This is a genomic window from Natronomonas sp. EA1, from assembly GCF_051195035.1.
GTDB lineage: Archaea > Halobacteriota > Halobacteria > Halobacteriales > Haloarculaceae > JBNTJV01.
On the sequence record NZ_JBNTJV010000001.1, the window covers coordinates 256110 to 280427 of the forward strand.

The following is a 24318-nucleotide window of genomic DNA, read 5'->3' on the forward strand; positions in this document are numbered from 1 at the left end:
CGTCGCATCCACCCATGTCAGACACGCCCGACATCGTCGTCCTCCGCGAGGGGACGGAAGGACTCTCGATGGAATCGTACGCGGAGGCCCTGCGCGACCGGCTCCCGGACCGGACGGTCGCGCTGGCCCGCACGCCGAAACAGGAGCGCGAACTCGTCCCGCAGGCCCGGGTCGTGACCGGTATCACCGTGGACGAGGACCTGCTCGCGAGCGCCGAGCGTCTCGAGCTGTTCGCCTGCACGTTCGCCGGGACGGATCACGTCCCGCTGGCGGCGTTCGAGGAACGCGGTATCGGCGTCACGAACGCCGGTGGCATCCACGCGCCGGGGATCGCCGAGCAGGCCATCGGCAACATGCTCACCTTCGCCCGCCGGCTCCACGAGGGCTGGCGTCGCAAGCAGCGCGCGGAGTGGCGCCACTTCCAGTCGACTGAGTTCACCGGGAGCACGGTCACCGTCGTCGGCCTCGGCTCCATCGGGCAGGCGCTCGTCCAGCGCCTGCAGGGGTTCGAGGTCGAGACCATCGGCGTCCGCTACACCCCCTCGAAGGGTGGCCCGACCGACGAGGTGGTCGGCTTCGACGACGACGCCATCCACGACGCGCTCTCCAGGAGCGACTACGTGGTGCTCGCCTGCCCGCTCAACGAGCTCACGGCGGGACTCATCGACGAGGACGCGCTCGCCACCATGCAGCACGACGCCGTCCTCGTCAACACCGCTCGCGGGGGGATCGTCGACACCGACGCGCTCGTCGCCGCGCTGCGCTCGAACAAGATCCGTGGGGCCGCCCTGGACGTGACCGACCCCGAACCACTCCCCGCGGACCACCCGCTGTGGGACCTCGAGAACTGTCTCATCACGCCCCACACGGGCGGCCACACCCCCAAACACTGGGACCGACTGGCGGACATCGTCGCCACGAATCTCGACCGGCTCGACAGCGGCGAGACGCTCGAAAACGAGATCATCTCCCCGGAGTCCTCCTGATACCCGATGGCGACACCGGAACCGTCCGACGACCCTCGCGCTGACTACGGCTACACCGGCGGCACGGTAGCTCGGGAGGGGCTCGTCGCCGACCTCGACGGACTCGTGGCGGGGGACGTGCGCTTCGACGAGTACACCAGACAGCTCTACGCGACGGACGCCTCGGCGTACGAGGTGCTCCCCATCGGCGTCGTCATGCCGAAGACCACGGAGGACGTGGCCGCCGTCGTCGACTACTGTGCGGAGCGGGAGATTCCGGTCCTCCCCCGCGGGGGCGGAACCAGCCTCGCCGGGCAGGCCGTCAACGAGGCCGTCGTCCTCGATTTCTCCAGATACATGGACGAGGTCCAGTCCCTCGACCCGGAGAAGAGGACGGTGACCGCCGAGGCCGGCACCGTGCTCGCCGACATCAACGCGGCCGCGGGGGAACACGGCCTCACGTTCGGCCCCGACCCGGCCGCGGGCGACCGCAGCGTCATCGGCGGGGCCATCGGCAACAACTCGACGGGGGCCCACTCGCTCGTCTACGGGAAGACGGACCACTACGTGGAGTCGTGTGAGGTCGTGCTCGCCGACGGCACGGTCCACCGGTTCGGCGAGATCGCGGTCGACGAGCTCCGGGAGAAGGCTGACCCCGACGCCGGCGCGTGGGGACCCGACGGCCCACCGAGTGACCTCCTCCCCCGAATCTACGCTGAAGTCGTCCGCATCCTCGACGAGGAGGCCGACGAGATCGACGCCCGCTACCCCGACCTGAAGCGCAACGTCTCCGGCTACAACCTCGACCGCCTGCTCGACGAGGCGCGCGGGGAGGCGCCCACCGCCGATGGGTCGGGTATCGACCCCGCGAGCGAACCGGGGACGGTGAACCTCGCCCGCTTGCTGGCGGGCTCTGAGGGAACGCTCGCCGTCGTCACCGAGGCGACCGTCTCGTTAGAGCCCGTCCCGGAGACGAAGGCGGTCGCGCTGTTGACCTACGAGGACGTGCTCGACGCCGCCGCGGACGTGGCGCCCATCCTCGAACACGGGCCTGCCGCGGTCGAGCTCATCGACGACGTGCTCATCGACCTCGCGCTGGACACGGCGGAGTTCCACGACGTGGCCGCCTCGCTCCCCGACGGGACCCGCGGCGCGCTGCTCGTCGAGTTCTACGCGGACTCCGACGACCACGGGCGCCAGCAGGTGGCCGACCTCGTGGCCGAACGCGTGCGGAGCGAGGAGAACGCCGCGGCGGACGCCACCGCGTTCGACGTGCTGGTCGCCCACGCGCCCGACGAGCGGGCCAGCCTCTGGAAGATGCGGAAGGCGGCCGCGCCCATCCTGCTCTCGCGGACGACCGACGAGAAGCACATCTCCTTCATCGAGGACTGTGCGGTCCCCGCCGCGGACCTCCCCGAGTACGTCGAGGAGTTCCGCGCGGTCATCGACGAACACGACGCCCGGACGAGTTTCTACGCGCACGCGGGGCCGGGCGTGCTCCACGTGCGCCCGCTCGTGAACACGAAGACCGCCGAGGGACTGGACTCCTTCGAGACCATCGCCGAGCAGATCACGGACTTCGTCGTCTCCGTCGGTGGCTCCGTCTCGGGCGAGCACGGCGACGGCCGCGCCCGGACCCAGTGGAACCGGAAACTGTACGGCGACCGGCTCTGGACGACGTTTAGAGAACTGAAGACGGCGTTCGACCCCGACTGGCTCCTCAATCCGGGGCAGGTCTGCGGGGACGTCTCGATGACGGAGCACCTCCGGTTCGACCCCGACTACGCGTTCGACGCCGGGTTCGAGCCGACCCTCGACTGGGACACCGAGAACGGGATGCAGGGGATGGCGGAGCTCTGCCACGGCTGTGGGGGCTGTCGGGGTGGACAGGACACCCGTGGCGGGGTGATGTGTCCGACGTATCGCGCCGCGGAGGAGGAGAGCCTCTCCACCCGGGGCCGGGCGAACATGCTCCGGCAGGCGATGAGTGGTGACCTCGAGGACGATGCCCTCGACGGGGAGTTCATGCGTGAGGTGATGGACCTCTGTATCGGCTGTAAGGGCTGTAAGCGCGACTGTCCGAGCGAGGTGGACATGGCGAAGCTCAAAGCCGAAGTCGAGCACGCGCACCACCAGGAGGAGGGGGCGAGCCTCCGGGACCGCCTGTTCGCCGAGGTGGACACGCTCAACGCCGTCGGCTCCGCCCTCGCTCCCCTCTCGAACTGGGTGGCCTCTCTTCCGGGGGCCGATATGCTCACGGAGCGGGTCCTCGGTATCGCTGGCGAGCGGTCGCTGCCGACGTTCCACCGGGAGTCGCTGGAGGACTGGTTCGAGGCCCGGGGCGGCGCTCGGGTCCCCGAGCGGGAGGCCGACCGGCGGGCCCTGCTGTTCCCGGACACGTACACGAACTACAACCACCCCGCGGCCGGGAAGGCCGCGGTCCGCGTCCTCGAAGCCGCCGGCGTCCACGTCGCCATCCCGGACGACGTCACCTCGACCGGTCGCCCAGCCCACTCGAAGGGCTTTCTCGATCGGTCGCGCGAGCGCGCCCGGGCGAACGTGGCGGCGCTCGCACCCCGCATCGCGGGGGGATGGGACGTCGTCCTCGTCGAGCCCTCCGACGCGGTGATGCTCCAGTCGGACTACCGTGACCTCCTCGGGGAGAACGCTCTGGAGGACCCTTCGATATCTCCCGAGGCCGTCGAGGCGGTGGCGACCAACACCTACGGCGTGATGGAGTATCTCGATGCGCACCGACTCGTCGCGGACCTGTCGTGGTCGGCCACCGACGAGACGCTCACCTACCACGGCCACTGCCACCAGAAGGCGACCCGGAAGGACCACCACGCGGTCGGCGTCCTTCGGCGGGCGGGCTACGCGGTCGACCCGCTCGACTCCGGCTGCTGTGGGATGGCCGGGAGCTTCGGGTACGAAGCGGAACACTACTCGTTGAGCCGGGCCATCGCCGAGATCCTGTTCGACCAGATCGACGAGAGCGACGGGGATACCGTCGTCGCGCCCGGTGCCTCCTGCCGGACCCAGATCGGCGACCGGGACGGGGAGACTGCCGAACCGCCGCATCCCGTCGAGAAGCTGGCCGCTGCGCTCGACGACTAAGAGAGAAGAACGAGGCCGGTCAGGGCCAGAGCCCGCGCGTCTCCTTCGCCCCGCCGATGCGTGAGAGTGCGACGACGAGCGCCGCGTCACGCCACGTCAGGTCCTGGTCGTCGACCTCGGTGCGGACGGCCTCCCACGCGTCCAGCATCTCCCGCTCCAGTTCCTCGTGGACGCGTTCGAGCGACCACTGCCGGCGGTTGATGTCCTGGAGCCACTCGAAGTACGAGACGGTGACGCCGCCCGCGTTCGCGAGGATGTCCGGGATGACCGGCACCCCGCGCTCTTCGAGGATGGCGTCCGCCGCGAACGTCGTCGGCCCGTTCGCGCCCTCGACGACCATGTCGGCGCGCACGTCGTCGACGTTCTCCGCGGTGATGACCTCGCCGACGGCCGCCGGGATGAGCACGTCGACGTCGAGTTCGAGCAGTTCCGCGTTCGACAGCGTCTCCGGCGCGTCGTACCCCGAGACCATCCCCGGGCGTTCGTCGTGGTCCTGCACGTCGTTGGTCTCCAGGCCGTCCGGGTCGTAGATGGCTCCGTCGACGTCGGAGACGGCGACGATGGTCGCGCCCCACTCGTCGAGGAGCCGTGCGGCGTTGGCGCCGACGCTCCCGAACCCCTGGACCGCGACCGTCGTCTCCTCGACGTCCCAGTCGTAGTAGTCGATGGCCTCGCGCGTGATGATGGCGACCGACCGGCCCGGGGCCTCCTCACGACCGTACGAGCCGCCGACGACGGGGGGCTTCCCGGTGACGACACCGGGGGTCGTCTCCCCCTGCTGCATCGAGTAGGCGTCCATGAACCACGCCATCTCCTGTGGCCCGGTCCCCATGTCGGGTGCGGGCACGTCCTTCTTCGGGCCGACGACGTCACGGAGCTCCTCGGCGAACCGGCGGGTGAGCCGTTCCGTCTCCTCCTCGGAGAGCCCCTTCGGGTCGACCGCGATGCCACCTTTCCCGCCACCGAAGGGGAGGTCCATCACGGCGCACTTCCAGGTCATCCACATCGAGAGGCCGATACACTCGGTACCGTCCACCTCCGGATGGTAGCGCAGGCCACCCTTGTACGGCCCGCGGACGTCGTCGTGCTGTGCACGATACCCGGTGAACACGTCCAGCGATCCGTCGTCGCGACGGAGCGGGACGGAGACCTGCTGGAGCTTCGTCGGGTGTTTCAGCCGCTCGACGACGCCGGGGTCCACGTCGGTGTGCGCGGCCGCCCGCTCCAACTGCCGACGCGCGGTCGCGAGCGCGGACTCCGGGTTCGTCGTCCGCTCCGCCTCCGCGACATCGGGGCTCGACTCCTGGCCGTCGGTCGGTGCTTCCTCGGCAACGGGGTTACTCGGTGTCATGAATCAGGTCGTGAACAGTTTCCGCGGGAAGTCGGCGAGCGGTTCCGCACCGGACGAGGTGACCCGGAACGTCTCGCTGAGCTCGACGCCGAAGTCGTCGAACCAGAGACCGGGGATGGTGTGGAACGTCATGTTCTCCTCGAGGACGGTCTCGTCGCCCGGTCGGAGGCTCGCAGTGTGCTCCCCCCAGTCCGGCGGGTAGCCGAGCCCCATCGAGTAGCCGATGCGGTCCTCCTTCTCCACGTCGTACTTCGCGATGGTGTCGCGCCACGCCTTCTCGACGGTCTCGGCGGTGACGCCCGGCTCCGCGGCGTCCATCGCCGCCTCCATCCCCTCGATGACGATCTCGGCCGTCTCCCGGATCTCCTCGGGTGGGTCGCCGACGAACGTCGTCCGCGCGAGCGGGGAGTGGTACCGGTGGCGACAGCCCGAGAGTTCGATGATCACCGGGTCGCCGTCACGGAACGGCCGGTCGGTCCACGTGAGGTGTGGCGTCCCGGTGTGGTCGCCCGAGGGCATGAGCGGCACGATGGACGGGTAGTCGCCACCGTACTCCTCCGTCCCGTCGATGAGCGCGGAGTAGATGGCCTCCGCGGCCTCGTACTCGGGGACGCCCTCCTCGATGGTATCGAGGCCGGCCTGCATCGCGTTTTCAGAGATGCGGGCGGCCTGTCGCATGTAGTCGAGCTCCTGCTCGGACTTCTTGATGCGGACCCAGTTCACCAGCAGGGTGGTGTCCTCGAACTCGGCTTCGGGGAGGTTCTTTCGGAGCCGCGTGTAGGACTTCGCCGTGAAGTAGTAGGCGTCCATCTCGAGGCCGATCCGGCCGTCTGACACCCCGAGGTCCTCCAGCACGCCAGCGACGAAGTCCATCGGGTGCAGGTCGACCGGCGACTGCACGTGATCGTCGCTGTACGGCCGGATATCCGCCTCGTCGAGCCGGGTCGTCGCTCGCGCCCCGTTGGCATCCATCTCCCGACCCACCCACACCGGCTCGTCCCGGTCCTGCGTGACGATGACGCCCTGATGGACGTAGAAGGACCAGCCGTCGTAGCCGGTGAGGTAGTTCATGTTCGCCGGGTCGCTCACGAAGAGCGCGTCCAGCTCCCGCTCCGCCATCTTCTCTTTCGTCCGGTCGATGCGTCGTTGGTACTCGCTGCTGTCGAACACCGCTCTGGACATGTGGAACTCTCGACTCGGCCTTCGAGAGAGTATTGTATAAGTTTTTTGTGCACATTGTCTACGGATTCTGTGTATCGGTGGCCGTCTGAGAGACTGCGAAGGGTGCCACAACCTCGACTCTAAAATATGTGATATCCGAGTAGAACAATATAATATATGTATTATGGTATTTATTGGTGGCGAGCGCTTCGGGCCAGACCTGCAACAGATTGTCGATTACGCCCATATATGGGGCCCTTAAATGGGTTCTGGATACTATCGATATCTGCTCCAAAATACCTCATAATTTCTGTATATTTCGCCCTAAATGGCCAAAATAATCTATAATCTATGTGCAGATGCGCGTATATTTGTACGATTACTTGGTATAATCCGGCAATAATTGCCATTCTCTTCAATAACAAACCGCAAGTTAGTATCAGAAATTTTTCTATCTATGAATATTGGTATTAGATCTGAACAGGACGTTGTGATTGCGCCGCACGTCCGGGAGAACTGCACTGACGCGCGGCTTTTTGTGCCCGCCCTGCGCCCATCGGGTATGCCGACCAACCGACGGTGGATTCTGGAGTCGCGGCCCGTGGGCGAACCGACGATGGAGAACTTCCGACTCGAAGAGGGGGAGCTCCCCGACCCGGACACCGACGAGGTGCTGGTGCGGACGCTCTATCAGTCCGTGGACCCCTACATGCGCGGGCGGATGCGCGACGCCGAGTCGTACGCGGAGCCGTGGGACGTGGGCGACGTGATGAAAGCCGGCGTCGTCGGCGAGGTGGTGGACTCCCGGCACCCGCGCTACGAGCAGGGTGACGTGGTGCAGGGGGAACTGGAGTGGGCGGAGTACACCGTCGCGGACGGCTCCGAACTCAACCCCGTGAACCCCGAGATTGCGCCGGTCTCGACCGCGCTCGGGGTGCTCGGGATGCCCGGTGTCACCGCCTATTTCGGGCTGCTCGACGCGGGGGAGCCGACGCCCGGCGACACGGTCGTCGTCTCCGGTGCCGCGGGGGCCGTCGGCTCCGTGGTCGGGCAGATCGCCAAGCAGGCCGGCTGTCGCGTCGTCGGCGTCGCGGGTGCCGACGAGAAGACCGAGTGGCTCACCGAGGAGCTCGGCTTCGACGCGGCGGTGAACTACAAGACGGAGGACGTGAAGAAGGGGCTCGCGACGGCGTGTCCCGACGGCGTGGACGTCTACTTCGACAACGTCGGTGGCCCCGTGACGGACGCGGTGTGGCCGCTGCTCAACGTCCGGGCGCGCGTCGTCGTCTGCGGGCAGATCGCGCTCTACAACGCGACCGAAGTCCCGACCGGCCCCCGGAAGCTCGCCCAGCTCATCCAGACGCGAGCGAAAGTGGAGGGCATCCTCGTGCGGGACTACGAGGGTCGGTGGGGGGAGGCGCTCTCCCGACTCGGCGAGTGGGTCGCGTCGGGTGAGCTCCAGTACCGCGAGCACGTCGTCGAGGGGTTCGAGAACGCCCCCGAGGCGTTCCTCGGGCTGTTCGAGGGGGTCAACATCGGCAAGCAGGTCGTGAAGGTCGCCGACCCGGAGTACGCGAAGCTGTAGCGGGCGGTCGTTCCGATACTACGAACGCGTCGTCTTCCCGTGCGTTTCGGTGCTGATGGAGTGGATGGCGTCCTCGAACTCCTCGCGTGTCCGCCACGCGAACAGGTGGCCGCGCCGGTCCATCAGGTCGAACAGCGTTGCCATCATCGCGTCGTACTTCTCGTACTCCAGGTCCTTGTCGAGCGAGGCGTGGCGGTAGTCCCGTTTCGCGATGTACGTCTCTTCGAGCGTCGCCGCGCCCAGTTCGAGCTCGTGGCCCCCGTCGTTGTGCTCCGCGATGAGGACGTTGAAATCGGTCGTCGCCATCGTGAGCCGGAACTTCACGTAGAAGTTCTCCCAGTTGTCGTTCCGCGGGTCGATATCCTCCAGCAGGACTGCGGTCGCCTGCGGTTTCCCCGTTTCGAGCCGCGCTCTCGCGGCTTCCAGCCGGTCTTTCGGCCCCTCTCGCTCGGCGTTTGGCGTGTCGTAGCTTCCGAGGACGAGATAGCGGGTCCCCGCCGGGTCGTCGTTCTGGAACTGCGCGTGGAGGTCGTTGACTGCCACCGGAATCCGGGCCAACTCCTCGTTCGACAGCCCTCCGAGGAGGAACTCGGCGTCATCGAGCGTCGGAAGCCCCTCCAGATGTGCGGGAAACTGCTCACCAGCCATATCATTCACCTCTCGATGGGGAAATATAAATCACCGCACGAGGCCTTTGTTGCGATCGGCGTCGCAACACTTACTACCCGGACGGTTCTAGGGGACTCATGGCCCAGAACCCCCACCCCGAGCAGAAACGCCGTGTCGGCGAGACGGACGGTGGTGCGGTCGTTGTACGAGACGATGGCGGACTCGAGGCCCAGTACGACGAGGACCGGCTGGCGGCCCTCCGAGCGGTGCTCGAACCGCGGACCCTCCGGATTCTCCAGCAGTTGCTCGCCTCCGAAACGGGGGCGCTCAGTCCCAAGGAGGTAGCGTTCCGTAACAACGACATCACCGAATCGACCGTCCGTGACCACCTTCGCTCACTGACGGACCGTGACCTCGTCGAGAAGCTGGAACCCGAGGTCGAAACGGTCCCCAACCGTATCCCGCGGACGTACTACGCGGTCTCCGAGTACGGTATCGAACTCCTCAAACAGGTCGGGATGTACGACGGGCTCGCCATCCTCTATCAGGTGTACCAGCGGATGGACCGTCCAGAGGAGATTCGCATCATCGAGGAGTGGGAGAACCGACCGAGACCGGACTGGCTGTAGCGGAGTCACCCGACCGGGCATGTGTCGCTGTGACAGTCGCAGCGGCGTTCAAAAGGGCTTTTATGGGGCGACTTTGTATGGGAGGGTACAGCCGACGCGGGGTTGTGATGCTCCTAGCCAAGGATTTGCGCGCCACCGGGAAACTGTGGCGTGAGAGCCGCACTGCGGCTCGGAGGCGGGGGAGTGCGAGCCCACGTGTCGGAGGTGAACATCATATGCCAGTGTACGTTGATTTCGACGTGCCGGCCGACCTGCAGGACGACGCCCTCGAGGCGCTGGAGGTTGCCCGGGACACAGGAGCCGTAAAGAAAGGGACGAACGAGACGACGAAGGCCATCGAGCGCGGCAACGCCGAGCTCGTCTTCATCGCGGAGGACGTCCAGCCGGAGGAGGTCGTGATGCACCTCCCCGAGCTGGCCGACGAGAAGGAGATCCCGTTCCTCTTCATCGAGACGCAGGACGACATCGGACACGCTTCGGGTCTCTCCGTCGGCTCCGCGGCGGCCGCCATCGTCGACGCCGGCGAGGCCGCCTCGCAGGTCGAGGACATCGCCTCGAAGGTCGAGGAGCTCCGCTAGGCCCATGAGCGCTGAAGACAGCGGCAACGACGCGACGGCCGCCGAGGTCATCGAGATCGTCGGGAAGACCGGGATGCACGGCGAGGCCATGCAGGTCAAATGCCGCATCCAGGAGGGCTCGAACCAGGGCCGTATCATCGCCCGCAACGTCCTCGGTCCCGTCCGCGTCGGTGACATCTTGCAGCTCCGCGAGACCGCCCGCGAAGCAGACTCCATCGGAGGTCAGTAATGCCACGCACGCGAGAATGTGACTACTGTGGAAGCGACATCGAGCCCGGTACGGGCACGATGCTCGTCTTCAACGACGGCGCGACGATGCACTTCTGTGCATCCAAGTGCGAGAAGAACGCCGACCTCGGTCGCGAGGCGCGTTCCCTCGAGTGGACTGCCGCGGGGCAGGCCGTCGGTGGCCGGGCGCAGGCCCAGCCCGAGGACGAGGAGGAGCTCGCCGAGGTCGAGGAGACCGAGGCCGAAGTAGACGCGGAAGCCGAGGCCGACGAGGCCGACGCGGAATCCGAGGACATCGAGGAGGAGGCGGAAGCCGACTCCGAGGACTCGGAGGACGCCGAGGATGTCGAGGCCGACGCTGACGACGAGGAGGACGAGGAATGAGCCACCACGACGAGCGCACCTTCGTGATGGTGAAGCCGGACGGCGTCCAGCGCGGCCTCATCGGGGACATCGTCTCCCGGTTCGAGGAGCGCGGTCTGAAACTCGTCGGCGCGAAGTTCATGCAGATCGACGAGGAGCTCGCGCACGAGCACTACGGTGAACACGAGGGGAAGCCCTTCTTCGAGGGGCTCGTCGAGTTCATCACCTCCGGCCCCGTCTTCGCGATGGTCTGGGAGGGTGCCGACGCGACCCGTCAGGTCCGCAAGATGATGGGCGAGACCGACCCCGCCGACTCCGCTCCGGGTACCATCCGCGGTGACTACGGCCTGGACCTCGGTCACAACGTCATCCACGGCTCGGACCACGCCGACGAGGGCGCGAACGAACGCGAGATCGACCTCTTCTTCGATGACGAGGAGCTCGTCGACTGGGAACAGACGACGGCCACCTGGGTCTACGAAGACGAGGACCACTAACCGGATTCACTTCCGTTTTTCACCCCCCGTGAGCGACGCGTAAACCGCTCGCATATCTTTCGGAGTTGACACACGTTTAAGCCACCGAGCGGTGAGGATGCGGTATGGACATCGGTACCACATCTCTCTCCCGTCGTGCCCTCCTCGCGGCCATCGCGGGCGGAAGCGTCGTGGCCGGCACCCTCGCCCCCGTCCGGGGGTACCTCCAGGATTTCGCGCCCCTCTCCGGGGAGGTCTGGCGGGCGGCCGACACGGGCCGACGGGACCTCGAGAGCCCGTACGGCCCCGCCACCGTTCGGTACGACGAGTGGGGCGTCCCGCACATCGAGGCCGACGACGAGGGGGCGCTGTTCTACGCGACGGGCTACGCGCAGGCCGCCGACCGCCTCTTCCAGCTCGACCTCCAGCGACGCGTGATGCGCGGCCGGCTCTCGGAGGTCGTCGGAGACGCCACGATTGACTCCGACGAGTTCAACCGCCGGATGGGATTCACCGAGGCCGCGGAGGTGACCTGGGACGCGGTGGATGGGCCCGCACGTGAGGCTGCTATCGCCTTCGCGGCGGGCGTGAACGCCTCCATCGAGGACGGCCCCCTTCCTCCAGAATTTGCCCTGCTCGACTACGAGCCCCGGGAGTGGACGCCCGTGGACACGGTGCTGATGGAGAAACAGATCTCCTGGAACCTCACGGGGAGCTTCCGGACCCTGCGCCACGCCCGGCTGCGGGAGGCGCTCGATGCCGAGACCTACGAGACGCTGTATCCGAGCCGACTCGACCACGACGCCTCCATCATTCGCGACGGGGACGGTGGACTCCCGGAGCCCGAATCCCGGGCCGAGGACGTGGATGCCCCGCCCGCCGCGCTCACCGACTGGGTGGGGCAGTTCGAGACGGAGCCGTGGGTCGGCTCGAACTCCTGGGGCGTTCGCGGCGACCACACCGACACGGGCCGCGCGCTCGTCGCCAACGACCCGCACCTCTCGCTGATGGCCCCGCCGGTCTGGTACGAGTTGCACCTCGCCGGCCCGAACTTCGACGCGCGCGGAGTGACGTTCCCGGGCGTCCCGTTCGTCGTCATCGGCGGCAACACCCACGGCGCGTGGGGGTTCACCAACGTCGGCGCGGACGTGCTGGACGTGTATCGGTACGAGACGCGGGAGGGGCAGTACCGGTATCGCGGGGCGTGGCGCGACTACGAGACCACGGAGGAGACGATCCCCGTCGCGGGTGGCGAGGACGTGACCATCACCCGTCGCCGGACGGTCCACGGCCCCGTGCTCGAACGCGAGGGGTACGAGGTCGCCGTCGCGTGGACCGGCCACGGCCCCACGCGGACGACGGACGCCATCTACGCGTACAACGCCTCCGAGGGCATCGACGACGTGCGCGAGGCCACCCGACTGTTCGACGAGCCCACGCAGAACCTCGTCTACGGCGACGAGGACGGCAACCTCCTCTACTACACGACGGGGGCGATTCCGGTCCGTCGCACCGACGGCGAGATGGTGCGCGGCGACCGGGTCTTCGACGGCTCCGCAGGCGAGGGTGAGTGGGCCGGCTTCGTCCCCTTCGAGTCGGCCGACTGGGAAGGGGAAGGGTTCGTCCCCTTCGAGGAGAAACCGCACCTCGACAACCCGGCGTACGTCGCGACGGCCAATCAGCGGGTGGTCGACGACCCCGACTACTACCTCGCGGAGGCCTACTCCGACCCCTATCGCGGGATTCGCATCTACGACCGGATGGACGCCCGGGCGCGCTCGGGGGAGCCGTTCACCCGCGGGTTCGCCCGGGGGCTCCAGCGCGACACCGTCGACCTCCGAGCGGTCGGCCTCCTCGATGACCTCGTGGCTGCGGCCGCGGACCGGGAGGAGCTCGTCGACTGGGTGGACGCACTCGCCGACTGGGACCAGCGGATGAGTCGGGACGCCGAGGCCGCGCTGGCGTTCGCCTTCTTCGTGGACGCGTATCGAAAACGAGTGGCCTCGCCCGTCCTCGAATCGGCGGGACTCGACCCTGACGACGAATCGCTGTACCCACGGATGTGGGTCGTCCAGCAGCTCGACGAGGACCACCCGGTGTTCGCGGGGCGTGACCGCGAGGCGGTGCTCGTCGCCGCACTCGAAGACGCCGTCGAGACCATCGAGGAGCAGGGGTACGAGACCTACGGCGACTACAACACGACCGGGGCCATCACCCACCCGTTCGACCAGTCGTTCCTCAACTACCCCGCCTACCCCACCGACGGTTCGCCCGCGACGGTGAACAACTACCGGCGAGGTGACCCGGATAACAGCAGCATCGCGGGGAGTAGCTGGCGGATGGTCGTCGATGCAGGTGCGGAAGGGGACTGCGTCCTCCCCGGGGGGAACGACGGTGTGTTCCTCTCCGACCACTACCACGACCAGCTCCGGCTGTGGGCCGCGGGGGAGTTCAAACCCCTCTCGCTGGAGCTCGTGGGTGACGTGCGGTACACCTTCGGGGGTGCGGACGAATGAGCGCTGCCCTCCGGAAGGACGCCCGGGTTCGACTCGGGGGTATCCTCCTCGGCATCGTCGTCGGCACGCTCCTCGGTGGGGTCCACTGGGTCGGGCTCTTCGTCGGTGGGGCCGTCGCGGGGCTCCCCCAGCGAACGACGCGCCGCGGCGTGGGTGCGGGCGCGCTCGCGGGCCTCGGCGTCTGGTGTGTCTTCCTCGCGGGGCTGTGGGGTGACGGTGCGCTCGTCGCCGCGGTCGGCTCGATGCCGATTATCGCCGTGAGTGTCGCCATCGCCGTGGCGTACGGGGCCGCAGGTGGGCTGTTCCGCGGCCTGATTTGAGTTCTCCTAGGCTGTCCTGTACATATATTCAAGTGGCTGGCTGTTCACTCCCCTCCGTATGCTAGACCTTCTGTTCAATCCGGACGCGTTCTTCCGCGAGCGCGCGGAGAACCCGGGACTGGTCCCGTCCGTCGCCCTCCTCGTCCTCGTCGGTCTCGTGGGGGTCGCAGGGACGTTGCCCGCCCTCCAGGCGACCATCGACGCCCTCCCACAGGAGGCGCAGGCGTTCGGCACGATTTCGCTCGTCGTCGGTAGCGCCTTCGCGTTTCTCGGGCCGTTCGTCCGCTGGGTGCTCTACGCGGCGGCGTTCCACGTCCTCTCGTCGGTGGTGTACGACGCCGAACGCGGGTCGTTCCGCGACCTGCTGGCGCTCGTCGGCTGGGGGTTCGTCCCCGCACTCCTCGCTGCCATCGTCTCCGCGGTCGTCGCCACCGTCGTCTTCTCCGGCGTGACGTTCCCGAGTGACCCCCAGCAGGTCGCCCAGTTCTCCCAGCAACTCCGGAACCGGCCGGAGTTCCTCGTGGCGAGCGTCCTCGGCATCGCCTTCCTGCTCTGGTCGGCGTTCCTCTGGACGTTCGCCGTCAAGCACGTGCGTGACCTCACGATGCGCGAAGCCGGTGTCGTCGTCGGCGTCCCCGTCGCGCTCGGCCTCGTCTTCCGCGTCTGGGGGGTGGTGATATGAGCCGGCTCGCCGCCGTCGCGTTCGCCTGCCTGCTGGTCGCGTCCTCCGTCTCCGTCGTCGCCGCACAGGAGGCGCAGGTGACGATTTCGGGCACCGAGACGACCCCTGAACCCGCTATCGTCGGTGAGACCATCACCGTCGCGCCGACGGTCGTGAACCAGCAGTCGAGTCCCACCTCGTTCGAAATCGAACTCGTCCGCATCCGTGGGCTCTCCGACGAGGAGGCGAGCGGCACGGACCCGATTCGTGACCTGGGAACGCTCACCCCCGGTTCCGACCTCCGTATCCCCTTCGGAATCACCTTCAAGCAGGCCGGCGTCCAGCGGTTCCGCATCGAGGTCATCGGTGAGGACGGCCAGGGGAACGACATCCGCCTCGAATACCCCGTCACCGTCCGAGTGCGTGATGAGCATCCCGAGGTCTCGATCCGGACCGACGCGACGCTCACCACCGGGTTCGCGGAGCGCGTGAACGTCACCGTCTCCAACGGCTTCGAGCGGGAGATCCGTAGCGTCGACGTTTCACTCGCGGGAACCGAACTCACCGCCCGGCAGGTCTCCGACGGGGCACCGCGCATCGCGGGCGGCGAGGCCGAGACGTTCCGGTTCGACGTGCGGACGAACCGTGCGGGCCGGTGGCCACTCACCGCGACCGTCACCTACCGCACCACGACGGGGCTCGAACGCACCGTCGTCGTGGATCGAAGCCTCCGGTTCGACCCGCTCCGCGAGGAGGTGACGCTCGACGCCGACACGCCGCGCGAGGGCCGACTCGCCGTCCCCGTCACGCTCGGGAACTTCGGGAACGCCCCCATCGAGAACGTCGTCATTCGCGGCGAGGCCTCGAACGGGAGCGTTTCACCCGTCGCCGTCGGCACCGTGCCCGCGGGGACGACCCGGCGCGTCCTCGTCAACGTCTCGGACGTCGAGACCCGCGCGACCGTGACGCTCACGGCGAGCTACGACCTCGGGGACACTCGCGGGAGCGTCACCGCCGAGTCCCGCGTCGTCGCCGAGCCGGACGTACCGGGTGAGATCGAACTCACCGGCCTCGACGTGGAACGCGAGGACGGGCGACTCCACGTCACCGGCACGGCGAGCAACGTCGGGCTGCGGAAGGTCGACAGCGTCATTGTTCGCGTTCGCGATACGGACCTCGTCCAGGGGGTCGCGCCCAACCGCGAGTACTTCGTCGGCACCGTCCCGGCGAGCGATTTCGTCTCCTTCGACGTGTTCGCCACGGCCGAGGAGGGGGCCACGGCGATCCCGCTCACCGTGACCTACCTCTCGGATGGCGAACGGAAGACGCTCCGGACGAGCGTGCCGTACGAACCACCGGCGGACACCGGTGACACCGGCGATACCGGGTCCGACTCCGGTCTCCTCGTCTACGTCGGGGGTGCCGTCGTCGCACTGCTCGTGGTCGGCATCGTGGCCGTGGGGTGGCGCAACCGTGTCCGATAGCGCCCGGGTCATCAGCGCCTCGTCGCTCGTCAAGCGCTACCAGAGCGGTGACGGCTATCTGGAGGCGCTGAAGGGCGTCGACCTCGACATCGGCCGCGGGGAGTTCCTCGCGGTCATGGGCCCCTCCGGGAGTGGGAAGTCCACCCTTCTCAACGTGCTCGGCCTGCTCGATGACCCCTCGTCGGGGACCGTCGAACTCGACGGCGAGGACGTGACGACGCTCTCCGACCGGGAGAAGACCACCGCCCGGAAGCGCACCATCGGTTTCGTCTTTCAGAACTTCTACCTGATTCCGACGCTGACAGCGGTGGAGAACGTCGAGGTGCCCGCGCTCCTCGACCGCGACTCCGAGACGCGCGAGCGGGCGATATCCCTCCTGGAACGCGTCGGCCTCGGTGACCGCCTGGACCACAAGCCCAGCGAACTCTCCGGCGGGCAGAAACAGCGCGTCGCCATCGCCCGTTCGCTCATCAACGAACCGCGACTGCTGCTCGCGGACGAACCGACCGGGAACTTAGACCGGGCGACGGGTCGGCAGGTGCTCGACGAGTTCACCCGCATCACCGACGAGGGGGTGGCCGTCGTCGCCGTCACCCACGACCCGCAGGTCCCGGAGTTCACAGACCGGACCATCCGCATCGTCGACGGCGAGTTGGAGCGATGAGCCTCCTCGAATCGCTCTACCGGCGGTTCCCGACCGTGCTCATGGCTCGGCGGAATCTCTCGCGGACGAAGGCCCGGACCGCGCTGGCGATGCTCGGTATCGTCATCGGCGTCGTCGCCATCGCCTCGCTGGGCGTCTTCGGCTCCGTCCTCCAGACCGCCGCGGTCGGCTCTCTCGGCGATATCGGCAACCAACTCATCGTCTCCCCGAACGCTGAGGAGGGGGTTCGCAGCCTCACCGACAGGGACGTGCGGGCCATCAAACGCGCCGCGGGTGATGCCGCGGTCGTCCCCCTGAAACAGGCGCGGGCCCGCGTCGTCTACTCCGGGCAGACGACGTTCACGACAGCCTACGGTATCGAGAACCCGGGTGACGCGTACGTCGCGAGGGATGGGCGGCTCCCCGACCCGCTCCGCAACGGCGCGGTCGTCGGTGCGAGCCTCGCGGACCGATTCGACATCCGCGCGGGGAACAGCATCACCGTCAACAACCGGACCTACCGGGTGCGTGCCGTGCTCGAACCGCAGGGCGGGTTTTCTCCCATCAACGTCGGCGGCGGGGTCATCGTCCCTCCCGACGACATCAACGGCTCGGGGTTCCAGCAGGTCGTCATCCAGGCCGAGACGGGTGAGTCGGCGAACGCGACGGCCCGGGCTATCCGCGCCGACCTGAACGACCGCGAGGAGCGCGTCACGATCTTCGAGTTCTCCCAGATCACCGACCAGATCGGGGCGTTCTTCGACACGCTCTCGCTGTTCCTCGTCGGTATCGGCTCGATTTCGCTCGTCGTCGCCGGCGTCTCCATCCTGAACGTGATGCTCATGTCCACCATCGAGCGTCGTGGTGAGATCGGCGTCCTTCGCGCCGTGGGCTACCAGCGCCGTGACGTGCTGAAAATCTTGCTCACCGAAGCGATGCTGCTCGGACTCATCGGTGGTCTCGTCGGCGTCTTCCTCTCCGTCGCCGCGGGGGCCGTCATCGCCGAGTTCGCGCTGGGCGACCCGCTGATGGCGCTCGCGCCGGGGAACGTCGTCTTCTATTTCGCCGCGCTCGTGTTCGGCGTCCTCACGAGCGTCCTCTCGGGGCTCTACCCCGCGTGGAAAGCCGCGAGGGAGCGCCCCGTCGACGCGCTCCGGGGCTGAACTCGCGTTTTCGACGTGCTCTCGCCGTCAGCGTGTGCGCTATGCTGTCAGCGCACCAAGAGGGGGTATGGATACGGATGCACACGACCACGCGCACAGCGACCGGACGATGTACGCGAGTCCCGGAGCCGCGGCCACGCGCGGGCGGCGCGAGCGCGTCGCGTACGTCGCGTGCCCCCGGGTGGGAACGCCCGCGGCCGGGGAGCCGGATCTCCTCGCCGTCGTGGACGTCGACCCGCGGTCGGAGACCTACCAGCAGGTCATCGACCGCGTCGACTGTGGCGTCGGCGACGAACTCCACCACTTCGGCTGGTCGGCCTGCTCCTCCTCCTGTCACAGCGGGCTCGAACGCCGGTATCTCGTCGTGCCGGGCAATCGAACCTCGAGACTCTACGTCGTCGACTGTGCCGACGAGCGTCACCCGGAACGCTCGCACGTCGTCGACCCCGAGGATGTCCTCGCAGAGGACCTGTCCGCACCCCACACGGTCCACTGTGCGCCCGGCGGGCAGGTCATCGTCTCGATGCTGGGGAACGAGGAGGGGGACGGTCCCGGTGGCTTTCTCACCCTCGACGAGTCGCTGCAGGTCTCGGGCCGGTGGGGCCAGCGCGTCCCGATGAACTACGACTTCTGGTACCAGCCCCGGAAGAACGCCATGCTCTCGACGGCGTGGGCCAACCCGAACGTCTACCAGCAGGGGTTCGACCCCACCCGGTTGGACGAGTTCGGCCGTGAGGTCAGGGTCTGGGACTGGGACGCCGAGGAGGTGGTCGAGACGTTCGACATGGGTTCGGGGTCGCTCCCGCTCGAAGTGCGCTTTTTCCACAACCCCGAGCGCGCGGAGGCGTACGTCGCCTGCGCACTGTCCGGACAGGTCTGGTATCTCCGCGAGGACGGCGGCGACTGGCGTGCGGACCCCGTGATCGACGTTCCGGCCCGTGAGTTCGAGGGGAAGCCGACGCCCGCACTCCTCACCGACATCCTCCTCTCGATGGACGACCGGTATCTGTTCGTCTCCGCGTGGCTCCACGGCGAGGTCCGGATGTACGACGTGTCCGACCCCGCACACCCCCGACACGTCGACACGGTCCATCTGGGTGGGCGCTTCGGTCCCGACCACCCCCTTCGGACCGTACACGGCGGTCCGCAGATGCTCCAGTGCTCGCTTGACGGGGAACGGCTCTACTGGACCACCTCGCTCTACTCCTCGTGGGACGACCAGTTCTTCCCCGAGGAAGGGACCGCGGGCTCCGTCATGGTGAAAGCCGACGTGGACCCGAGCGCGGGGACGATGACGCTCGACCCGGAGTTCTGTGTGGATTTCGGGAGACTCTCCGATGGCGTGGCCCGCGCCCACGAGATCCGGTGGCCCGATGCCGACTGCACCTCCGACGTGTGGGTGTAGAACCTGCTGGGTTTTTTGCGAACGGGGGATCTAGTGCTCCCATGTTCAGCCGCGTGTTCTTCGCGTTGTTCGGATTGGCCATGGCGGTCGCTCCTCGAAAATCCCTCCGTCCCGTCGAACAGGTGCTGCTCTCGGGCTACGAGAACCCCGAGGCTCTCGAACCGAAGGAGTGGTATCTCGACGCCATCCGGGCGAAAGGCGTCCTCATCTTCGTCGCCGCGGTGGTGACCATCGCGCTCGAACGCCGCGGTGCGGGGAAACAACTCGAAAAAGAGCTGAAAGCATGGGCCGAGACGGAGGCGACGAAGCTCGCTACCGCGAACGCCGACGAAGACGCTTCCGAGTAACGAACCCTTTTCTCCACCCCGTTCGCAGTCCGCCCATGGACCTCGTCGAGGCGCTGGCCGTGGACGGAATCGTCTGTGTCGTCGGTGCCGGCGGCAAGAAGACGACGCTGTACGAGCTCGCCGGCCGGGTCGAGCGGGCCGTCGTCACCGCGACCGTTCGCATCCCCATCTTCGACGAGCAGGTGGCGCGCGTCGTCGTCACCGACGACCCGTTCGACGCCGTGGAGGCGACGACGGCGTGGCCGGTCGGCGTCGTCTCCGAGCGGGAGCGCCCCGACCGCTACGCGGGGTTCGACCCCGACCAGATCGACCCGCTCGCGGGGACGGACGCCGGGGCGGTCCTCGTCAAAGCTGATGGCGCCCGCACCCGGTGGCTGAAGGCCCCGGACGAGCACGAACCGCGCATCCCTGCGGGTGCGGACACCGTTCTCCCCGTGGCCAGCGCCCGTGTGGTCGGGAAGCCACTCGACGAGGACCGGGTCCACCGGCCAGCGCTGGTCGCGGACTTGCTCGACAAGGCGGTCGGCGACGAGCTCACCGCCGAGGACGTGGCGACCGTGCTCGCCAGCGAGCGCGGAGGGCTGAAGGATATCCCCCGGGACGCGACAGTCGTCGCCGTGGTGAACATGGCCGACGACGCCGAACGCACCGGTATCGCGTTCGAAATCGGCGAGGCGGCGCTCGCCCGGACTGACCGAATCGACCGCGTGGCGATAACGAAGATGGACGAGGGCCGACTCGTCGGCGTTCTCGAGTAGCTACGCGAACTCCGTCTCCGCCCGCTCGAACTCCGCTTGCGTGTTCAGGTTCCGGAAGCTCTCCAGCGAGCCAGCGGACTCCAACTCGGCCTCCGAAATGACCACCCAGTCGAGCTCCTCGAGGGGTGCGAGAATCTTCCGGTCGCCGCGGGCGACCGCGCGCTCGCAGGCGTCGGCCATCGCGTCGGCGCGGTAGACGGCCTGCGTCGTCTGATACCAGCCGTCGTCCAGTTTGGGGACGGCGGCGTCGTGGCCGGCCGCGCGCTCGAACAGCAGTTCGACGACCCCGCGGTCGAGAAACGGCATGTCACACGCGACGACGACGGCGTACTCGGTGTCGACGGCCCTCAGTCCGGTGCCGATACCCGCCATCGGCCCCTCGTCCGGCGTCTCGTCGGGGGCGTAGCTGACGGGGAGCGAGAGGTCGGCGAGGGCGGCCTCGATGGCCTCGCGCTGGTCGGGTCGCCCATTGATGACGATGGCGTCCACGAGGGGGACGAGTCGGTCGGCGACGCGCCGGATCATCGGGACCCCCGCGAGGGGAGCGACGGCCTTGTCAGCCTCGCCGAACCGGGTGGAGCGACCGCCAGCGATGATGACGCCCGTGGGCATACCCTCACTCGGAAAGGAGGGGAGAATAACCTTGGGAGGAAGTTTTACCACTTCGGACGGAGTTGCGTGAATGAATGACACGCACCGCACCGGACCGCCTGCTCCGGGCCGACCTCTCGGCGCGCACCGTCGAGAGCGAGCCGGTTCCGGAGGCGTGGCGTCGTCGCTACCTCGGGGGGAAGGGACTCGGCGCCCGCTACCTCTACGAGGAGCTGTCCCCGGGGACGGACCCGCTCGCCCCGGCGAACGTCCTCGCGTTCATGCTCGGGCCGGTGTCGGGGCTGCTCCCCGGTGAGGCCCGGTACGCTGCGGTGACGAAATCGCCGCTGACGGGGACGTTCCTCGACTCGTACGCCGGCGGGGAGTTCCCGCTCATGCTCGCGGGCGCGCTCGGCCCGCATCTCGGACTGCTCGTCACCGGGCAAGCGGACGAGCCGGTCCGGCTCGTCGTCGAGGACGGCGAAGCGAGTATCGAGGCGGCGACTGAGTGGGGGGCCGACGCCGCGTCGACCTGCCGGGCCCACGAGGGCGCCGTGGCGTGTATCGGCCCGGCCGGCGAACACGGCGTCGCCTACGCCACCATCGCCTCCGACGACGCGGAGCACCACGCGGGGCGAGGCGGCGCCGGCGCCGTGATGGGTGCGAAACGGCTGAAGGCCGTCGTCGCCCGCGGCGAGCCGCCATCCGGGTTCGAGTCGCTCCGCGAGGAGTACGAACGGCGCTACCGCGAGGACCACACCGGCCGCTGGCACGCGGCCTCCGGCACCCTCGAGACCGTCGATTTCGCCCAGCAGACCGGGGTGCTCGCCGCGCGCGGGTTCGCCGAACGCGGGTTCGAGGGCGCCGGTGCGGTGGGTATCGAGGCCGTCCGTGCCGCCGCCAGCGACCGTGAGCACGATGGGGCCATCCCCGGTGGGTTCCGCGTGGAGACCGGCGCGGGGGAGTCCGTCCCCCGGGGCGCCACCGCGATGACGCTCGGTGCGGGGCTCGCCATCGACGACTTCGACGCCGTCGCGGAGCTGGGCGAGCAGTGTAACCGACTGGGGATGGACCTCATCTCCGCGGGGAACGCCGTCGCGTGGGCGGCTCGCGCGAGCGATGCGGATGTCCTCGACCGACCCGTCGCGTTCGGCGATCCCGAGGGGGCCCGGACACTTCTCGCCGAGATCGCGACGCGGGAGAGCGCCCTCGGCGACGCGCTCGCGGACGGGGTCGACGCCGCCACCGACCGGTTCGGCGGGGAGGCGTTCGCCGCGACGGTGAAGGGGATGGAACTCCCCGCGTACGACCCGCGGGGGGCGGCGTCGATGGCGCTCGCGTACGCCACCTCCGACCGGGGTGGCTGTCACCGACGCGCCCGACCCGTCGAACGCGAGGTGTTCGACGGGCCGTGGGACCCGGAGACGGCCGCCGACGCGGTTGCCGACGCACAGGACACCCGGTCCGTGCGCTGGAGCCTCGTCGCCGACGACTTCACGGGAGAGACGCTGACGGACGACGGCGCGGAGTGGCTGGAGGCCGTCGGTGCCCCCCACGACGACCTCGCGACCGTCGGCGAACGGGTCTGGACGCTCGTTCGGCTGTTCAACGTCCGTGAGGGGTTCACCCGGGCGGACGACTGTCTGCCCGCGGCCATCGACCCCGAGGACCTCCCGGCGGACTTCGACGCGCTGCTCGAGGCGTACTACGACCGGCGCGGCTGGGACGAACGGGGGGTCCCGACGGCCGCGACGCGAGAACGGCTTGACTTACAGGAGCTATGACAGACACCATCGACCTCGACGAGATCGACGTACAGGAGGAGACGACAGAACGGAAGCGCGGCGACTGGTTCTGGAAGGGCGAGGGTGACCCGGCGGACGAACCGGCCGCGGTCGCCGACGCCGAGTCCGAGACGGACTCCCCCGTCGCCGAGAACCGGGTGCCGCGGGTCCCCCGCGAGAACGAGGACAAGCCGGTCGGCATCCCCCGGGAGTCGGGTGGCGGTGGCGGCACCACGGCGGAGTCGCGGGAGGGGAAACGGGCGCTCGCGGGCGCGCCGGCCCACGGCGACACCCCGACGGCGCGGATGACGACGGCGTTCACCTACCGCGCGCTCTCGTCGGTGGACGTGCCGGCGGCGGCCGTCGCGGACTCCAAGAACTGGGGGGAGTACGTGGGTATCGTCGGCGACGTGCCCGCCCACGTCATCCAGAAGTTCCAGCGGGACCACACCATCGACGCGGACTTCTTCAACGGCGCGGGCACCGAGGCGGCGGAACGGCTCGCGTCCATCGACGAGCACTCGATGTTCCACGCCGAGCGCATGGTCGTCATCGGCTACCCCGAGGAGGAGTCCATCGCCGAGGCCGCGGGCTGGGAGTTCATCCCCATCGCCGAGGCCGCGGCGAAGGCGGACTGGACGCTCGAGGAGTCGGGTTAAGTTTTTGATTGTCGGCCGAGAGGTCCGTGGTATGGCAATGAAAACCGCACTGTCACAGTCCCGGGTCGTGACCATGGGTGTGCTCCTGGGCGTGATCTGGCTCGTCGTCACCGCCTTCTCCGTGTTCGACGAGATGAGTGCCGCCGGCGAGCCGTTCGTCGGGCAGAGCATGACCGCCGGCGTCATCGGCCTGCTGGCCATGCTCGGCATCTTCGCGCTGCTCGTCACGCTGTTCGGTGAACTCGGCAGCGAGGGGCCGGCACCAGAGCCCTGGGAATGACCTACTTCGAGTGTGAGTCCTGCGGCGTGATGGCGAACCTCTCCGTGTTCGGCGCGTCGTCGCTCCGACAGGAGTGTCCGGACTGTGAGGAGCAGACCACCTGGTCCGTCGCCTTCGAGGACGAACAATGGTGATCCGAGTCCCCGTCAGCGACCGGTTCATGGACGCGGCCGTCGAGTGGGGCGACTACCGGATGCTCGACGAACAGGAGGCGCTGGAGACGAAAGCCGAGCAGGCGCTCCTGGAGATCGAACACCTCGTCTCCGGCTCCCACGAGGTGGCGTTCGACGTGGAAGGGGAGGAGCTGGTGTTGTATCCGTCCGACGAGCTCGAACGACTGCTCGCGGCGCAGTCGGAGTCCACGGGGCTCTCGGAGGCGGCGGTGCTCTCGTTGCACGTGGACCTCTTCGCGCGCGTCTTCCTCGAGGAAGTGGAGGCCGACGCCGAGGTCTGATCGGGTCAACGTTTATACAGGAGGCCCCGGTACGTGAGCGTATGGCACACGATGACAGCGGCTGGCGGCCGAAGGGCGGCCTCGAATCGTACAAGGGCTATGAGGTCTGGGAGTACGAGATCGGCCCGCACGAGGTCAACCCCGGCGAGACCGACGGCGAGATCTCCTTCGACGACGAGGAGTAATCGGTT

General features: G+C 68.2%; 27 protein-coding genes. 23 read left to right on the forward strand and 4 right to left on the reverse strand.

Annotation, left to right across the window (positions count from 1 at the left end; translation table 11 throughout):
- Positions 1 to 14 precede the first annotated feature (14 nt).
- Together ACQUQR_RS01385 and ACQUQR_RS01390 are read left to right on the forward strand one after the other, a co-directional pair.
- Positions 15 to 986: a D-2-hydroxyacid dehydrogenase gene (locus tag ACQUQR_RS01385; protein ID WP_435194143.1), complete on the forward strand. Its 972-nt coding sequence runs from the start codon at positions 15 to 17 to the stop codon at positions 984 to 986.
- 6 nt (positions 987 to 992) lie between these two features.
- Complete coding sequence (locus ACQUQR_RS01390) at positions 993 to 4082, forward strand: FAD-binding and (Fe-S)-binding domain-containing protein (RefSeq protein ID WP_435194145.1); 3090 nt, start codon at positions 993 to 995, stop codon at positions 4080 to 4082.
- Between the two features lie 19 nt (positions 4083 to 4101).
- Here ACQUQR_RS01390 and gdhB read toward each other — a convergent pair whose 3' ends face one another.
- Positions 4102 to 5433, reverse strand: a complete 1332-nt coding sequence (gdhB, locus tag ACQUQR_RS01395; RefSeq protein ID WP_435194146.1) for a glutamate dehydrogenase GdhB — start codon at positions 5431 to 5433, stop codon at positions 4102 to 4104.
- Positions 5434 to 5436: 3 nt separating this feature from the next.
- Positions 5437 to 6615, reverse strand: a complete 1179-nt coding sequence (locus ACQUQR_RS01400; RefSeq protein WP_435194148.1) for a M24 family metallopeptidase — start codon at positions 6613 to 6615, stop codon at positions 5437 to 5439.
- Positions 6616 to 7156: 541 nt separating this feature from the next.
- On the opposite strand from ACQUQR_RS01400, the gene ACQUQR_RS01405 reads away from it, so the two are divergent.
- On the forward strand, positions 7157 to 8179 hold the full coding sequence (locus ACQUQR_RS01405; protein ID WP_435194149.1) for an NADP-dependent oxidoreductase: 1023 nt from the start codon (positions 7157 to 7159) through the stop codon (positions 8177 to 8179).
- Positions 8180 to 8197: 18 nt separating this feature from the next.
- Here ACQUQR_RS01405 and ACQUQR_RS01410 read toward each other — a convergent pair whose 3' ends face one another.
- The gene (locus ACQUQR_RS01410) at positions 8198 to 8827 is read right to left on the reverse strand and encodes a hypothetical protein (protein ID WP_435194151.1); all 630 of its coding nucleotides are present in this window, start codon (positions 8825 to 8827) and stop codon (positions 8198 to 8200) included.
- Positions 8828 to 8925: 98 nt separating this feature from the next.
- On the opposite strand from ACQUQR_RS01410, the gene ACQUQR_RS01415 reads away from it, so the two are divergent.
- The 14 genes from ACQUQR_RS01415 to yqeC all read left to right on the forward strand — a co-directional run bounded on the left by ACQUQR_RS01415 (position 8926) and on the right by yqeC (position 20359).
- Positions 8926 to 9417 (forward strand): winged helix-turn-helix domain-containing protein, encoded by a 492-nt coding sequence (locus ACQUQR_RS01415; RefSeq protein ID WP_435194152.1) that lies wholly within the window; start codon positions 8926 to 8928, stop codon positions 9415 to 9417.
- 215 nt (positions 9418 to 9632) lie between these two features.
- Positions 9633 to 9995, forward strand: a complete 363-nt coding sequence (gene rpl7ae / locus ACQUQR_RS01420; protein ID WP_435194153.1) for a 50S ribosomal protein L7Ae — start codon at positions 9633 to 9635, stop codon at positions 9993 to 9995.
- Between the two features lie 4 nt (positions 9996 to 9999).
- Positions 10000 to 10224, forward strand: coding sequence for a 30S ribosomal protein S28e (locus ACQUQR_RS01425; protein WP_435194154.1), 225 nt, complete (start codon positions 10000 to 10002; stop codon positions 10222 to 10224).
- Positions 10224 to 10607, forward strand: coding sequence for a 50S ribosomal protein L24e (locus tag ACQUQR_RS01430; protein WP_435194156.1), 384 nt, complete (start codon positions 10224 to 10226; stop codon positions 10605 to 10607). The genes ACQUQR_RS01425 and ACQUQR_RS01430 overlap by 1 nt, the downstream gene beginning before the upstream one ends.
- On the forward strand, positions 10604 to 11083 hold the full coding sequence (gene ndk / locus ACQUQR_RS01435; RefSeq protein ID WP_435194157.1) for a nucleoside-diphosphate kinase: 480 nt from the start codon (positions 10604 to 10606) through the stop codon (positions 11081 to 11083). Before ACQUQR_RS01430 ends, ndk begins: the two co-directional genes overlap by 4 nt.
- A gap of 104 nt (positions 11084 to 11187) precedes the next feature.
- Positions 11188 to 13578 carry a penicillin acylase family protein gene (locus ACQUQR_RS01440; protein ID WP_435194159.1) on the forward strand — a complete coding sequence of 797 codons (2391 nt, stop codon included), beginning with the start codon at positions 11188 to 11190 and terminating at the stop codon, positions 13576 to 13578.
- Positions 13575 to 13898, forward strand: a complete 324-nt coding sequence (locus ACQUQR_RS01445; protein ID WP_435194161.1) for a hypothetical protein — start codon at positions 13575 to 13577, stop codon at positions 13896 to 13898. Before ACQUQR_RS01440 ends, ACQUQR_RS01445 begins: the two co-directional genes overlap by 4 nt.
- A 58-nt stretch (positions 13899 to 13956) precedes the next feature.
- Positions 13957 to 14580: a Yip1 family protein gene (locus tag ACQUQR_RS01450; protein WP_435194162.1), complete on the forward strand. Its 624-nt coding sequence runs from the start codon at positions 13957 to 13959 to the stop codon at positions 14578 to 14580.
- Positions 14577 to 16043 (forward strand): hypothetical protein, encoded by a 1467-nt coding sequence (locus ACQUQR_RS01455; RefSeq protein WP_435194164.1) that lies wholly within the window; start codon positions 14577 to 14579, stop codon positions 16041 to 16043. The genes ACQUQR_RS01450 and ACQUQR_RS01455 overlap by 4 nt, the downstream gene beginning before the upstream one ends.
- Positions 16033 to 16707, forward strand: coding sequence for an ABC transporter ATP-binding protein (locus ACQUQR_RS01460; protein ID WP_435194165.1), 675 nt, complete (start codon positions 16033 to 16035; stop codon positions 16705 to 16707). Before ACQUQR_RS01455 ends, ACQUQR_RS01460 begins: the two co-directional genes overlap by 11 nt.
- A complete protein-coding gene (locus ACQUQR_RS01465; protein ID WP_435194167.1) occupies positions 16704 to 17849 on the forward strand; it encodes an ABC transporter permease in 1146 nt (381 codons plus the stop codon). The genes ACQUQR_RS01460 and ACQUQR_RS01465 overlap by 4 nt, the downstream gene beginning before the upstream one ends.
- A 67-nt stretch (positions 17850 to 17916) precedes the next feature.
- Positions 17917 to 19254 (forward strand): selenium-binding protein SBP56-related protein, encoded by a 1338-nt coding sequence (locus ACQUQR_RS01470; protein WP_435194168.1) that lies wholly within the window; start codon positions 17917 to 17919, stop codon positions 19252 to 19254.
- 41 nt (positions 19255 to 19295) lie between these two features.
- Positions 19296 to 19601 (forward strand): hypothetical protein, encoded by a 306-nt coding sequence (locus tag ACQUQR_RS01475; protein ID WP_435194169.1) that lies wholly within the window; start codon positions 19296 to 19298, stop codon positions 19599 to 19601.
- A gap of 35 nt (positions 19602 to 19636) precedes the next feature.
- A complete protein-coding gene (gene yqeC, locus ACQUQR_RS01480; RefSeq protein ID WP_435194171.1) occupies positions 19637 to 20359 on the forward strand; it encodes a selenium cofactor biosynthesis protein YqeC in 723 nt (240 codons plus the stop codon).
- On the opposite strand, the gene mobA is transcribed toward yqeC, so the two are convergent.
- A complete protein-coding gene (mobA, locus tag ACQUQR_RS01485; RefSeq protein WP_435194173.1) occupies positions 20360 to 20971 on the reverse strand; it encodes a molybdenum cofactor guanylyltransferase in 612 nt (203 codons plus the stop codon).
- Between the two features lie 74 nt (positions 20972 to 21045).
- On the opposite strand from mobA, the gene ACQUQR_RS01490 reads away from it, so the two are divergent.
- From ACQUQR_RS01490 to ACQUQR_RS01515, 6 genes are read left to right on the forward strand one after another with little or no spacing between them, the layout of a single operon-like run.
- Entirely contained in the window at positions 21046 to 22734 is a 1689-nt protein-coding gene (locus ACQUQR_RS01490) for an aldehyde ferredoxin oxidoreductase family protein (protein ID WP_435194175.1), read from the forward strand.
- The gene (locus ACQUQR_RS01495) at positions 22731 to 23393 is read left to right on the forward strand and encodes a DUF7124 domain-containing protein (protein WP_435194176.1); all 663 of its coding nucleotides are present in this window, start codon (positions 22731 to 22733) and stop codon (positions 23391 to 23393) included. The genes ACQUQR_RS01490 and ACQUQR_RS01495 overlap by 4 nt, the downstream gene beginning before the upstream one ends.
- A gap of 31 nt (positions 23394 to 23424) precedes the next feature.
- Complete coding sequence (locus ACQUQR_RS01500; RefSeq protein ID WP_435194177.1) at positions 23425 to 23673, forward strand: hypothetical protein; 249 nt, start codon at positions 23425 to 23427, stop codon at positions 23671 to 23673.
- Entirely contained in the window at positions 23670 to 23807 is a 138-nt protein-coding gene (locus ACQUQR_RS01505; RefSeq protein WP_435194179.1) for a hypothetical protein, read from the forward strand. The genes ACQUQR_RS01500 and ACQUQR_RS01505 overlap by 4 nt, the downstream gene beginning before the upstream one ends.
- Positions 23801 to 24127, forward strand: coding sequence for a hypothetical protein (locus ACQUQR_RS01510; protein WP_435194181.1), 327 nt, complete (start codon positions 23801 to 23803; stop codon positions 24125 to 24127). The genes ACQUQR_RS01505 and ACQUQR_RS01510 overlap by 7 nt, the downstream gene beginning before the upstream one ends.
- 41 nt (positions 24128 to 24168) lie before the next feature.
- A complete protein-coding gene (locus ACQUQR_RS01515; protein ID WP_435194183.1) occupies positions 24169 to 24312 on the forward strand; it encodes a hypothetical protein in 144 nt (47 codons plus the stop codon).
- The last annotated feature ends 6 nt before the right edge of the window (positions 24313 to 24318 follow it).

What these genes read in the sequence shown, in the direction of transcription:
- ACQUQR_RS01385 (WP_435194143.1), top strand. Translation starts at nt 15, where the DNA reads ATGTCAGACACGCCCGACATCGTCGTCCTCCGCGAGGGGACGGAAGGA.
- ACQUQR_RS01390 (WP_435194145.1), top strand. Translation starts at nt 993, where the DNA reads ATGGCGACACCGGAACCGTCCGACGACCCTCGCGCTGACTACGGCTAC.
- gdhB (WP_435194146.1), bottom strand. Translation starts at nt 5,433, where the DNA reads ATGACACCGAGTAACCCCGTTGCCGAGGAAGCACCGACCGACGGCCAG.
- ACQUQR_RS01400 (WP_435194148.1), bottom strand. Translation starts at nt 6,615, where the DNA reads ATGTCCAGAGCGGTGTTCGACAGCAGCGAGTACCAACGACGCATCGAC.
- ACQUQR_RS01405 (WP_435194149.1), top strand. Translation starts at nt 7,157, where the DNA reads ATGCCGACCAACCGACGGTGGATTCTGGAGTCGCGGCCCGTGGGCGAA.
- ACQUQR_RS01410 (WP_435194151.1), bottom strand. Translation starts at nt 8,827, where the DNA reads ATGGCTGGTGAGCAGTTTCCCGCACATCTGGAGGGGCTTCCGACGCTC.
- ACQUQR_RS01415 (WP_435194152.1), top strand. Translation starts at nt 8,926, where the DNA reads ATGGCCCAGAACCCCCACCCCGAGCAGAAACGCCGTGTCGGCGAGACG.
- rpl7ae (WP_435194153.1), top strand. Translation starts at nt 9,633, where the DNA reads ATGCCAGTGTACGTTGATTTCGACGTGCCGGCCGACCTGCAGGACGAC.
- ACQUQR_RS01425 (WP_435194154.1), top strand. Translation starts at nt 10,000, where the DNA reads ATGAGCGCTGAAGACAGCGGCAACGACGCGACGGCCGCCGAGGTCATC.
- ACQUQR_RS01430 (WP_435194156.1), top strand. Translation starts at nt 10,224, where the DNA reads ATGCCACGCACGCGAGAATGTGACTACTGTGGAAGCGACATCGAGCCC.
- ndk (WP_435194157.1), top strand. Translation starts at nt 10,604, where the DNA reads ATGAGCCACCACGACGAGCGCACCTTCGTGATGGTGAAGCCGGACGGC.
- ACQUQR_RS01440 (WP_435194159.1), top strand. Translation starts at nt 11,188, where the DNA reads ATGGACATCGGTACCACATCTCTCTCCCGTCGTGCCCTCCTCGCGGCC.
- ACQUQR_RS01445 (WP_435194161.1), top strand. Translation starts at nt 13,575, where the DNA reads ATGAGCGCTGCCCTCCGGAAGGACGCCCGGGTTCGACTCGGGGGTATC.
- ACQUQR_RS01450 (WP_435194162.1), top strand. Translation starts at nt 13,957, where the DNA reads ATGCTAGACCTTCTGTTCAATCCGGACGCGTTCTTCCGCGAGCGCGCG.
- ACQUQR_RS01455 (WP_435194164.1), top strand. Translation starts at nt 14,577, where the DNA reads ATGAGCCGGCTCGCCGCCGTCGCGTTCGCCTGCCTGCTGGTCGCGTCC.
- ACQUQR_RS01465 (WP_435194167.1), top strand. Translation starts at nt 16,704, where the DNA reads ATGAGCCTCCTCGAATCGCTCTACCGGCGGTTCCCGACCGTGCTCATG.
- ACQUQR_RS01470 (WP_435194168.1), top strand. Translation starts at nt 17,917, where the DNA reads ATGGATACGGATGCACACGACCACGCGCACAGCGACCGGACGATGTAC.
- ACQUQR_RS01475 (WP_435194169.1), top strand. Translation starts at nt 19,296, where the DNA reads ATGTTCAGCCGCGTGTTCTTCGCGTTGTTCGGATTGGCCATGGCGGTC.
- yqeC (WP_435194171.1), top strand. Translation starts at nt 19,637, where the DNA reads ATGGACCTCGTCGAGGCGCTGGCCGTGGACGGAATCGTCTGTGTCGTC.
- mobA (WP_435194173.1), bottom strand. Translation starts at nt 20,971, where the DNA reads ATGCCCACGGGCGTCATCATCGCTGGCGGTCGCTCCACCCGGTTCGGC.
- ACQUQR_RS01490 (WP_435194175.1), top strand. Translation starts at nt 21,046, where the DNA reads ATGACACGCACCGCACCGGACCGCCTGCTCCGGGCCGACCTCTCGGCG.
- ACQUQR_RS01495 (WP_435194176.1), top strand. Translation starts at nt 22,731, where the DNA reads ATGACAGACACCATCGACCTCGACGAGATCGACGTACAGGAGGAGACG.
- ACQUQR_RS01500 (WP_435194177.1), top strand. Translation starts at nt 23,425, where the DNA reads ATGGCAATGAAAACCGCACTGTCACAGTCCCGGGTCGTGACCATGGGT.
- ACQUQR_RS01505 (WP_435194179.1), top strand. Translation starts at nt 23,670, where the DNA reads ATGACCTACTTCGAGTGTGAGTCCTGCGGCGTGATGGCGAACCTCTCC.
- ACQUQR_RS01510 (WP_435194181.1), top strand. Translation starts at nt 23,801, where the DNA reads ATGGTGATCCGAGTCCCCGTCAGCGACCGGTTCATGGACGCGGCCGTC.
- ACQUQR_RS01515 (WP_435194183.1), top strand. Translation starts at nt 24,169, where the DNA reads ATGGCACACGATGACAGCGGCTGGCGGCCGAAGGGCGGCCTCGAATCG.